Annotated in this window: 1 protein-coding gene; it reads left to right on the top strand. The window is 61.3% G+C overall.

Annotation, left to right across the window (positions count from 1 at the left end; translation table 11 throughout):
- The coding region (locus ACWWFX_RS25400; protein WP_473225116.1) for an Ig-like domain-containing protein at positions 1–623 on the top strand (623 nt) is incomplete at both ends.

Below are 623 nucleotides of genomic sequence, written 5' to 3'. Positions count from 1 at the left end.
GTGATTGCGGGCGACGGCTGGATCAACGCTGAAGAAGCGAAGGCGGAGAACACCATCATCACCGGCACCGTGGGCGGCGATGCGAAAGCGGGCGACATGGTGGTGCTGGAAGTGAACGGCAACCGCTATGAGGCCATTGTTCAGGATGATCTGACCTGGAGCACGGAGGTGAAAACCGCCGATCTGCTGGCGGATCCGGAAGTGAACGGCACCATCACCATTCAGGATGAGGCCGGGAACGAAGCGACGGCCACCGCGATGGAGCCGGTGCAGGTGGATATCACGCTGCCGACGGTCACGCTGGATATTGACGTGATTGCGGGCGACGGCTGGATCAACGCTGAAGAAGCGAAGGCGGAGAACACCACCATCACCGGCACCGTGGGCGGCGATGCGAAAGCGGGCGACATGGTGGTGCTGGAAGTGAACGGCAACCGCTATGAGGCCATTGTTCAGGATGATCTGACCTGGAGCACGGAGGTGAAAACCGCCGATCTGCTGGCGGATCCGGAAGTGAACGGCACCATCACCATTCAGGATGAGGCCGGGAACGAAGCGACGGCCACCGCGATGGAGCCGGTGCAGGTGGATATCACGCTGCCGACGGTCACGCTGGATATTGA

The organism is Pseudocitrobacter sp. 2023LY-00077, assembly GCF_055796175.1.
The sequence above is the reverse complement of the archived record's forward strand: the minus strand, read 5'-3'. Positions and strand labels throughout refer to the sequence as shown.